This window comes from Streptomyces sp. NPDC057654, assembly GCF_042800135.1.
Classification (GTDB): domain Bacteria; phylum Actinomycetota; class Actinomycetes; order Streptomycetales; family Streptomycetaceae; genus Streptomyces.
The window spans coordinates 1-9,386 of sequence record NZ_JBHVHQ010000284.1 but is presented as its reverse complement, the minus strand read 5'-3'; the positions used below and the strand labels follow the sequence as shown (position 1 = coordinate 9,386).

At 71.9% G+C, this 9,386-nt stretch carries 11 protein-coding genes; 9 read left to right on the top strand and 2 right to left on the bottom strand.

The window, feature by feature from the left end:
- From ACFU99_RS21325 to ACFU99_RS21315, 3 genes are all read left to right on the top strand, one after another.
- A partial coding sequence (locus tag ACFU99_RS21325) for a glycerophosphodiester phosphodiesterase (protein WP_384394286.1) occupies nucleotides 1–1,134 on the top strand: 1,134 nt, incomplete at its 5' end.
- 131 nt (nucleotides 1,135–1,265) lie between these two features.
- Nucleotides 1,266–1,808 (top strand): RNA polymerase sigma factor, encoded by a 543-nt coding sequence (locus ACFU99_RS21320; RefSeq protein WP_384394290.1) that lies wholly within the window; start codon nucleotides 1,266–1,268, stop codon nucleotides 1,806–1,808.
- On the top strand, nucleotides 1,790–2,392 hold the full coding sequence (locus ACFU99_RS21315) for a GNAT family N-acetyltransferase (protein WP_384394288.1): 603 nt from the start codon (nucleotides 1,790–1,792) through the stop codon (nucleotides 2,390–2,392). The genes ACFU99_RS21320 and ACFU99_RS21315 overlap by 19 nt, the downstream gene beginning before the upstream one ends.
- Before the next feature lie 97 nt (nucleotides 2,393–2,489).
- Here the strand turns inward: ACFU99_RS21315 and ACFU99_RS21310 are convergent, their stop codons facing one another.
- Together ACFU99_RS21310 and ACFU99_RS21305 are read right to left on the bottom strand one after the other, a co-directional pair.
- Nucleotides 2,490–2,957 (bottom strand): hypothetical protein, encoded by a 468-nt coding sequence (locus ACFU99_RS21310; protein ID WP_384394284.1) that lies wholly within the window; start codon nucleotides 2,955–2,957, stop codon nucleotides 2,490–2,492.
- Nucleotides 2,958–2,959: 2 nt separating this feature from the next.
- Nucleotides 2,960–3,319 (bottom strand): hypothetical protein, encoded by a 360-nt coding sequence (locus ACFU99_RS21305; protein ID WP_384394283.1) that lies wholly within the window; start codon nucleotides 3,317–3,319, stop codon nucleotides 2,960–2,962.
- Nucleotides 3,320–3,816: 497 nt separating this feature from the next.
- Between ACFU99_RS21305 and ACFU99_RS21300 the strand changes: the two genes are divergently transcribed.
- The 6 genes from ACFU99_RS21300 to ACFU99_RS21275 all read left to right on the top strand — a co-directional run.
- Nucleotides 3,817–4,941, top strand: a complete 1,125-nt coding sequence (locus ACFU99_RS21300) for a methionine ABC transporter ATP-binding protein (RefSeq protein ID WP_384394282.1) — start codon at nucleotides 3,817–3,819, stop codon at nucleotides 4,939–4,941.
- Complete coding sequence (locus ACFU99_RS21295; protein WP_384394280.1) at nucleotides 4,938–5,678, top strand: methionine ABC transporter permease; 741 nt, start codon at nucleotides 4,938–4,940, stop codon at nucleotides 5,676–5,678. The genes ACFU99_RS21300 and ACFU99_RS21295 overlap by 4 nt, the downstream gene beginning before the upstream one ends.
- A 92-nt stretch (nucleotides 5,679–5,770) precedes the next feature.
- The gene (locus ACFU99_RS21290) at nucleotides 5,771–6,628 is read left to right on the top strand and encodes a MetQ/NlpA family ABC transporter substrate-binding protein (protein ID WP_384394278.1); all 858 of its coding nucleotides are present in this window, start codon (nucleotides 5,771–5,773) and stop codon (nucleotides 6,626–6,628) included.
- 152 nt (nucleotides 6,629–6,780) lie between these two features.
- Nucleotides 6,781–7,422 (top strand): GNAT family N-acetyltransferase, encoded by a 642-nt coding sequence (locus ACFU99_RS21285; RefSeq protein WP_384394276.1) that lies wholly within the window; start codon nucleotides 6,781–6,783, stop codon nucleotides 7,420–7,422.
- Nucleotides 7,423–7,617: 195 nt separating this feature from the next.
- Complete coding sequence (gene cbiE, locus ACFU99_RS21280; protein WP_384394274.1) at nucleotides 7,618–8,832, top strand: precorrin-6y C5,15-methyltransferase (decarboxylating) subunit CbiE; 1,215 nt, start codon at nucleotides 7,618–7,620, stop codon at nucleotides 8,830–8,832.
- 272 nt (nucleotides 8,833–9,104) lie between these two features.
- A partial coding sequence (locus tag ACFU99_RS21275; protein WP_384394272.1) for a hypothetical protein occupies nucleotides 9,105–9,386 on the top strand: 282 nt, incomplete at its 3' end.

The following is a 9,386-nucleotide window of genomic DNA, read 5'->3' as shown; positions in this document are numbered from 1 at the left end:
CTCCTGGGGGCGGCCGCCCTCGGGGCGGGGGCCGCGGTGCTGGGCGCCGCGGGAACCGCCGGAGCGGCGCCGCGCGGCGACTCGCGCGGCGCGCACACCGGCCACGGCCCGTACCGCGACCTGCCGACGCCCACGGTCGTCGGCCACCGCGGCGCCAGCGGCTACCGCCCGGAGCACACGCTCGGCTCGTACCAGTTCGCCCTGGACAACGGGGCGGACGTCATCGAGCAGGACGTCGTCCCCACCAAGGACGGACATCTCGTATGCCGTCACGAGAACGACATCACCGCCACCACCGACGTCTCCGCGCACCCCGAGTTCGCGCACCGCAAGACCACGAAGACCGTCGACGGAACCAAGATCACCGGCTGGTTCACCGAGGACTTCACGCTCGCGGAGCTCAAGACGCTGCGCGCCAAGGAGCGCATTCCGGGCACCCGCCAGCACAACACCCTCTACGACGGGCGCTGGGAGGTGCCCACCTACGAAGAGGTCCTCGAATGGGCCGAGGAGCAGGGCCGCAAGCGCGGGCGGCGGATCTGGCTGCACGTCGAGACCAAGCACCCCACGTACTTCCGCGGCATCGGCCTCGGGCTGGAGGAACGTCTCGTCAGGCTGCTGCGCCGCTACGGACGGGCCGGCCGCAACGGGCACACCTTCCTCCAGTCCTTCGAGCCCAGCAGCCTCCAGCGGCTCGGCCGGCTCGGCGCGTCCGCCCCGAAGGTGCTGCTGCTCGACGCCGCGGACACCCGTCCCTGGGACTTCGTCGTGGCGAAGGACCCGCGCACCGTCGCCGACCTGATCACCCCCGACGGGCTGGAGTGGGTCGCCGGTTTCGCGCAGGGCATCGGGCCGACGCTGCTGCTGATCATCCCCCGGGACAAGGACGGCAGGCTGACGAAGCCCACGACCCTGGTGCGCGACGCGCACGCTGCCGGACTGATCCTGCACCCGTACACGATGCGCAACGAGAACACCTTCCTGCCCGCCGACTTCCGGCGCGGCAGCGACCCGAACGCCTACGGCGACGCCTTCGGCGCGTTCCAGGTGTATTTCGAGACGGGCATCGACGGGATCTTCTCCGACAACTGCGACACCGCGGTGCTCGCCCGGGACGCCTTCCGCAAGCGCTGAGACGCCATGGCGCAGTAGAGCGGAATAGACAGCAGTAGAGAGGCGTCAAGGCGGGAACGCCGCCTTACCCACACGGGTGGGGCGTGGCCGGATCGGCAACCGCACGTCGTCGCGGCCACGTCCCGCCCGGCATGAACATCCTGGAGGAGTTGAGCCCGCTGCTCGCGGCCGAGGCCCGGGCCGAGGCGCACGCGGCGGGTATCGAAGCGGCCGACCTCGAACAGGGCGTCTGGCTGCGGCTGCTGGAGCGCACCCGCAGGACGGGGCCGCCGGCCGAACCCGCCGCCTGGCTGCGCACGGCCGTACGGACCGAGGCGCGCGACGCCCGCCGCCGGGCCCGCCGCGAGGTGCCGTACGAGCAGGTGGGCGCGCCGGCCCAGGGGAGCGCGCACCCGGGCCCGTACGCCGGGGCGGAATCCGAGGTCGAGAGCGAGGTGCTGGCCGCCGAGGAGCGGCGCGCGCTGCGGGCCGCCGTGCGGCGGCTGCCCGGCCGGTGCCCCCGGCTGCTCGACGCACTTCTGTCCAAAACCGACCCTACGTACCGGGAAATCGCAGGGGAGTTGGGTATCTCACAAGGATCTTTGGGGCCGGTCCGTTCCCGTTGCCTGGGATGCCTGCGCAGAATGCTCACGGCGGAGGTTGCCGCTCCTGACCCCTGGGGAAAGGAGCGGTAGACAATCGTCGCCACGGAGACGACGTCCAACCCTCGGCGTCGCTCCGGCCCGAGCGGCACCGAAAAGGGAGGCATGCGCACATGGGCATGAGCGTGACCATCTCTGCGGCGACCGAGCACGACGTCGAGCAGATCCTCAAACTCCAGTATCTCTGCTACCAGGGAGAAGCCGCGCTGTACGGCGACTACTCCATCGAACCGCTCACCCAGTCCCTCGACGACGTGCGCGCCGAACTGGGCGCCGGGTGCGTGCTCGTGGCCCGGCTCGGCGGGGAAGTCGTCGGCTCGGTGCGGGGCACGGTCGACGCGGACGGCACCGCGAGCATCGACAAGCTGATCGTCCATCCGCGCATGCAGCGGCACGGGCTCGGCGGCCGGCTGCTCGCCGCGATCGAGGAGCGGCTCGCGCAGGAGTGGGCGGCCAAGCGGTACCGGCTGCTGACCGGCCACCGCAACGAGGGCAATCTGCGCCTCTACCGGAAGTACGGCTACGCGCCGGTTTCCCGTGAGGAGGTCAGCCGGCAGCTCACCCTGGTGACCCTGGAGAAGGCCGCCGACGCGGATTCGTATGTGACCAGCGCCTGAGCGCGGCGGCGGTCGGGCCGGGCGGCCGCTTGGGGGCGGTCGTCCGGCCGGCGGGCAGGCGCGTCATGCGGACAGACGCGTCAAGCGGGCAGGCGCGTCAGCGCTTCGCCTTGCGGAGCCAGACCATCGCGGTCACCGGCAGGATGACCGGGATGAAGAGGTACCCCATGCCGTAGTCCGACCAGACCGTCGCGTCGGGGAAGGCGGACGGCGCAACCAGCGTCCAGGTGCCGACGACCAGCACCCCCGCCAGCTCGGCGGCGCAGCACACCAGCGCCGCCCGGCGCGCGCCCTCGCCGCCGCGCACCAGGGAGTACGTGATGAAGGCGTACACCACGGCGGCGATGGCCGAGAGCACGTACGCGAGCGGCGCCCGCCCGAAGTCCATGATCATCTGGACGATCGAGCGGGACGCCGCCGCGACCGTGAAGACGCCGTAGAGCCACACCAGCAGCCGGCCGGGGCCGTGGCCGAGATCGAACCCGGGCTTCCGGCCGGGCCGCCCCGGCTCTCCGGTCTCGTCGACCCCTCCGTTCGAGCGTGCTGTCGTCGCGGAGTCGGGCATCGTCAGCCTCCCCAGATGTCGTAGAGCCGCACTTCCAGCACGGCCAGGATGACGCCGCCCGCCGCGACCGTCACCGAGCCCCAGCGGGTCCGCTCCGAGAGCGACATGAAGCCCGCCGCCGGTACGCACACCGCCGAGCCGATCAGATACGCCAGGAAGATCGGCAGCCCCTGGTCCGGCTTCTCACCGCTTGCCAACTGAACTATTCCGACGACCAGTTGGGCGATGGCGAGCAGCGACACCACGGCCATGCCGATGAAGTGCCAGTCCTTGGTGGGCTGGTCGCGGTAGGCGGCGAAGCCGCACCACGCGGCCAGCGCGAGCGCGCACACGCCGACCGCGACGGTCAGGGCGGTGATCACCGGGGCCTCCGCGCGGTACGGGCGGAGGGAGCGGGCGTGACAGGCATGCGCCGACTCTAATCGGCCGCCCGCGGACGGCCGTCGCCGGGCTCCGCGCGCCCCGCCGGAAAGGTCCGCGCGCCCCGCCGGAGCGGGCCGGGGTCCCGCCGGAAAGGGGCGGGGGTCGATGGAAAATGTCCACAGGTCGGTCGAGAGCGTCCAAAATGTGGACATGCTTGATCGGGCCGCGCGCGCGTCTGTTTTACTTGACGGCATGACCACGACGAGCAGCCGCACCCTTGCGACCGAGGCGATGACGACGCCCGGTGCTCGTTGCCTGTGTCGAATGTGTGACCGCTGAGGGCCCCTGTCCGAGCCTCGCGCCCCGAAGCGAGACCGTGAGCCATGAAGCCGTGACCGTACGCGCCCCGCCCGTACCGGCCGGCAACGCCCCGCGTCACCGGAACCCCCGACCGCGCCCCCGCGCCCCGCCGGGATCCCCGCTGCCGCGCTCCGCAATGCATGCCCGTGCCCGGCGCCCCCGCGCCACGCACTCGACAGTGACGGAAACCCCTGTGATCACCACGACAGACCTGACCAAGGTCTACCGCTCGCGCGGCCGCGAGGTCACCGCGCTCGACGGAGTCGACCTGCACGTCCGCGAGGGCGAGGTCTACGGCGTCGTCGGCCGGAGCGGTGCCGGAAAGTCCACCCTCATCCGCTGCGTGAACCTCCTGGAGCGCCCCAGCTCCGGCACGGTCACCGTGGCCGGCCAGGACCTCACCGCCCTCGCCGGACGCAGACAGCGCGCCAATGCCGCGCTCCGCCAGGCCCGCAGCCGCATCGGCATGGTCTTCCAGCACTTCAACCTGCTCTCCTCGCGCACCGTGCGCGACAACGTCGAGCTGCCGCTCGAAATCCTCGGCGTCTCCGGCAAGGAGCGCACCCGCAAGGCGCTGGAACTGCTCGACCTCGTCGGCCTCGCCGCCCAGGCCAAGGCGTACCCCGCCCAGCTCTCCGGCGGCCAGAAGCAGCGCGTCGGCATCGCCCGCGCCCTCGCCGGCGACCCCAAGGTGCTGCTCTCCGACGAGGCGACCTCCGCCCTCGACCCCGAGACCACCCGCTCGATCCTCCAGCTGCTGCGCGACCTCAACCAGCAGCTCGGCCTGACCGTGCTGCTCATCACCCACGAAATGGACGTCGTGAAGACCATCTGCGACTCCGCGGCCCTCATGAAGGGCGGCCGCGTCGTCGAATCCGGCACCGTCTCCGAACTGCTGGCCACCCCCGGCTCGGAGCTGGCCGCGGAGCTCTTCCCGGTCGGCGGCGAGCCGTCCGGCACGGACCGCACCGTCGTCGACGTCACCTTCCTCGGCGAGGCCGCCACCCGGCCGGTCATCTCCCAGCTCTCCCGTACGTACAACATCGACATCTCGATCCTGGGCGCCGCGATGGACACCGTCGCGGGCAAGCAGGTCGGCCGGATGCGCATCGAGCTGCCCGGCCGCTTCGAGGAGAACGTCGTCCCCATCGGCTTCCTGCGCGAACAGGGGCTCCAGGTCGAGGTCGCGGCCGTGACCGGCACCGACGACGCCGACGGGCTCCAGGAGGCCGCCGGACTTCAGAAGGACGGTGCCAAATGACCTGGTCCGAGATGCAGCCCCTGCTGTCCGACGCCTGTCTCGACACCCTCTTCATGGTCCTGTGGGCCACCGTGTGGACCATCGTCGTCGGACTGCCGCTCGGCGTCCTGCTGGTCCTCACCGGCCGCGGCGGGCTGCTCCAGAACGTGGTGGCGAACAAGGCCGTCGGCGCCGTCGTGAACGTGGGCCGCTCGATACCGTTCATCATCCTGATGGTCGTGCTGATCCCCTTCACCCGCTTCGTCGTGGGCACCTCCATCGGCCCCAGCGCCGCGGTCGTCGCCCTCGCCATCGGCGGCATCCCCTTCTTCGCCCGGCTCGTGGAGACCGCCGTCCGCGAGGTCGACCACGGCCTGATCGAGGCCGTGCAGTCGATGGGCGGCGGCACCTGGACGCTGGTCCTCAAGGTCCTGCTGCCGCAGGCACTGCCCTCCATCGTCGCGGGGCTCACCACCACCGTGATCGCGCTCATCGGCTACTCCGCCATCGCCGGCGCGATCGGCGCGGGCGGCCTCGGCAACCTCGCCATCGTCTACGGCTATCAGCGCTTCGAGACCGGCCTGATGATCGTCACCGTCATTGTGCTGATCGTCATCGTCACCCTCGTCCAGCTCCTCGGCGACCTCGCCGCGCGCCGGCTGGCCCCGCGCGGCACCTCCCGCGCCCAGTCGCCCGTACGCGTCCGGCTGCCCTGGCCGGGCCGGAGCGCCCAGGAGGCCACGACCGCCAAGCCATGACCCGCGCGGGCCCCGCCCCGCACCCGTACGCCCACGAGCCCGGACCCTTCGCCGGGCGCACCAATTCGTGAGATGAGAAAGAGGCACTCTTCGTGCGCAACACCATCAAGATCTCCGCAGCCGTCGCCGTCGCCGCGGCGCTGACCATCGGCCTCAGCGCGTGCAGCGCGCCCTCCGACACCGACTCCGGCGGCAAGAAGGGCGACCCCGACGCGAAGCTCGTCGTGGCCGCCAGCCCCACCCCGCACGCCGTCATCCTCGACTACGTCAAGGACAAGCTGGCCAAGCAGGCCGGGCTCGACCTGGAGGTCAAGGAGTTCAACGACTACAACCTCCCCAACACGGCCACCGAGAACGGCGACGTCGACGCCAACTTCTTCCAGCACAAGCCGTTCCTGGACGAGTTCAACAAGAAGAACAAGACGCACATCGTGCCCGTCGTCAACGTCGAGATCGAGCCGCTCGGCCTCTACTCCAAGAAGGCCAAGAAGCTCTCCGACATCAAGTCCGGCGCCAAGATCGCCGTGCCCAACGACGCCACCAACGAGGGCCGCGCCCTCAAGCTGCTCGCCGACCACAAGCTCATCGACTTGAAGGCCGGGGTCGGCGCCAACGCCAAGCTCTCCGACATCACCGACAAGAAGGGGCTCAGCTTCACCGAGCTGGAGGCCCCGCAGATCCCGACCCGCCTGGGGGACGTCGACGCCGCGGTGATCAACGGCAACTTCGCCATCGGCGCGCACCTCAAGCCCTCCCAGGACGCCCTCGCCCTGGAGCAGGCCAAGGGCAACCCGTACGCCAACTTCCTCGCCGTGAAGAAGGGCAACGAGCACGACCCGCGCGTCGAGAAGCTCGCGAAGCTCCTCAACTCGGACGACGTCAAGAAGTTCATCGAGTCCAAGTACACCGACGGCTCCGTCCTGCCGGCCTTCGGCCCCGTGAAGAGCTGACCCCGGCTCACGCCGTCCGCACGGACCAGGGCCCCGCACACGCGCACCGCGTGCGCGGGGCCCACGCGCTTGGCACCGCGACGGGCCCATGCTGCATGCTGGTGCACTCAAGACGGTCCAGATCACCCCGGTCCCCGGCGTTGGAGCAGAGCATGACATCCACCTTTCCGGACATCTCCATCAGCACGGACCGGCTGGTGATGCGCCCATTCGAGGAGGCGGACGTCCCCGCGCTCACCGAGATGATGAACGACGAACTCGTCACCGCCTGGACCGCCGCGCCCCACCCCTACACCGCCGACGACGCCCGCGACTGGACCGTGCGGCGCGCCCCCGCCGAGCGCACCAGCGGGCGAGGAATCGTCTTTGCGGTCACCGAATTCCTCACCCAGCGCCTCGTCGGCACCGTCCAACTGCGCCACACCGACTGGCGGACCCTCGCCACCGAGGTGTCCTACGCCACCGCCCCCTGGGCCCGCGGCGAGGGATACGCCTGCGAATCCGTGCTCGCCGTCGCCCAGTGGCTCTTCCGCGACCAGCGCTTCGAGCGCGTCGAACTGCGCACCGCCGCCGACAACGCCGCCGGCCAGCAGGTCGCCCAGAAGATCGGCTGCATCAGCGAGGGCGTGCTCCGCAACGCCTGGATAGCCCGCATACGCACCGAGGACGGCGGCTGGACCCGCATCCGCACCGACCTCCTCGTGTGGAGCCTGCTCCCCGAAGACCTCGACGGCGCCCACGACGAGACGGCCGCCGACAACGGATACGCCTCGGCGTACCCCGACTGGCGCTGACGGCGGCCCGGGAGCGGGCGGGCGGTCCACGACGGCCGCTGCCCGGTCCGGACCTGTCGCGATACGCTCACCGTGTTCGCGCCCGTGCCCCGGGCCCGCGCCGCCGCGGGCCCGTTCAGACCTGTCCGCCGCCCCACCCGCCGATAGCCCCCCTGATCCGCCCGACCCGCGACAAGCCCCAGGAGACTGACGACGATGGCCGACCGGGTCACGGTGATCGGCTGGGACGGCTCCCCGCTCACGGATGCGGCCCGTTCCGCCATGGAAGCGGCCACCCTCGTGGCCGGCGCCGCCCACCACCTGGCGCTGCCCGAAGTCCCGCCCGCCGCCGAACGGATCAGGCTCGGCAGCCTGGACCTCGCCGCCCGCCGCATCGCACAGCACCGCGGCACCGCCGTCGTCCTCGCCGACGGCGACCCCGGCTTCTTCGGCGTCGTACGCACCCTGCGCGCCCCCGAACACGGACTGGAGGTCGAGGTGGTCCCGGCGGTCTCCGCCGTCGCCGCCGCCTTCGCCAGAGCCGGCATGCCCTGGGACGACGCCCAGGTCGTCGTCGCCCACAGCCGCGACCTGCGCCGCGCCGTCAACGTCTGCCGGGCGCACACCAAGGTCGCCGTCCTCACCTCCCCGGGCGCCGGCCCCGCCGAGCTCGCCCTCCTGCTCGGCCCGGTGCACCGCACGTTCGTCATCTGCGAGGAACTGGGCACCTCGCGCGAACAGGTCACCGTGCTCACCTCCGACAAGGTCGTCGACCACGCCTGGCGCGACCCCAACGTCGTCATCGTCATCGGCGGCGCGGGCACCGCCGCCGTCCAGGGCAGCGGCTGGCTCGCGGGCCGCGACCCCGGCTACCCGCCGGCCGTACGGGGCTGGGCGCTGCCCTCCGGCGCGTACGGGACCGTGCTGGGCGAGGGCGAGTCCATGGAACTGCGCGCGGCGCAACTGTCCCGCCTCGGGCCGCGCGTGGGCGACCTCCTCTGGGACATCGGCTCGGGCAGCGGCGCGGCGGCCGTCGAGGCCGCCCGGTTCGGCGCGGCCGTCATCGCCGTGGACCGCGACGCCGAGGCCTGCGGCCGCGCCGCCGCCGTCGCCCGCCGCTTCGGCGTACAGCTCGACATCGTCCACGGAACCGCCCCCCAGGTCCTCGAAGACCTCCCCGAACCCGACGTCATCCGCGTCGGAGGCGGCGGCGCGGCCGTCGTCGAGGCGTGCGCCGCCCGCCGGCCCGAGCGGCTCGTGACGCACGCCTCGACCCGCGACGAGGCCGAGGCCGTGGGCCGGGTGCTCGCGGCGGCCGGGTACGGAGTGGAGTGCGTACTGCTCCAGGCGATGGAGCTGGACACCCGCGTGTGGGCCGAGCGCGAACGGGCCGTGGCCTTCCTGCTGAGCGGCCACCGCGCCCATCCGTGAACCCGCCCCCGCCCTGCTCACGAGGCTGGTTCCGATCCCACCCATGACCCCGCCGAGCACGGCAAAGGGTAGGCTGGCCGACTGTTGTACCGCCGCCCGGCATTCGACTCCCAGTCGCCAATGTCCGGAAAGCACCACCGGCTTGGTGGCGCACGAGGCAGGGTGGTACGGGCGACATACCGCGCGCGACGTGCCGCGAGGCACAGGCGCTCGTTCTTGTCTCAAGGGCGGGAGCGGTTCGAAGGAGCACTACCGATGGGCGAGGGGTACGCATGACCGACACCGGCCAGATCCCGGGCGAGGGACAGCCGGGGAACGCAGGCGCACAGCCCGGGCAGCCGCTCCCCGCTGACGCCCCTGCCCCCGCTTCTGCTGGTGCTCATCGCGCCGAGCGGCCGGCCCGCCCGGCCCACGGCCCCTCCACGTACGCCTTCCTCGCCGACCGCGACGTCGACGGCGCCGTCGACGACCTGGACGGCAGCCTCGACGGCGGCATGGACGAGGACGACCTGCTGCTGATGCCGGGCGCACAGGGCGCCTGGATGGAACAGCCC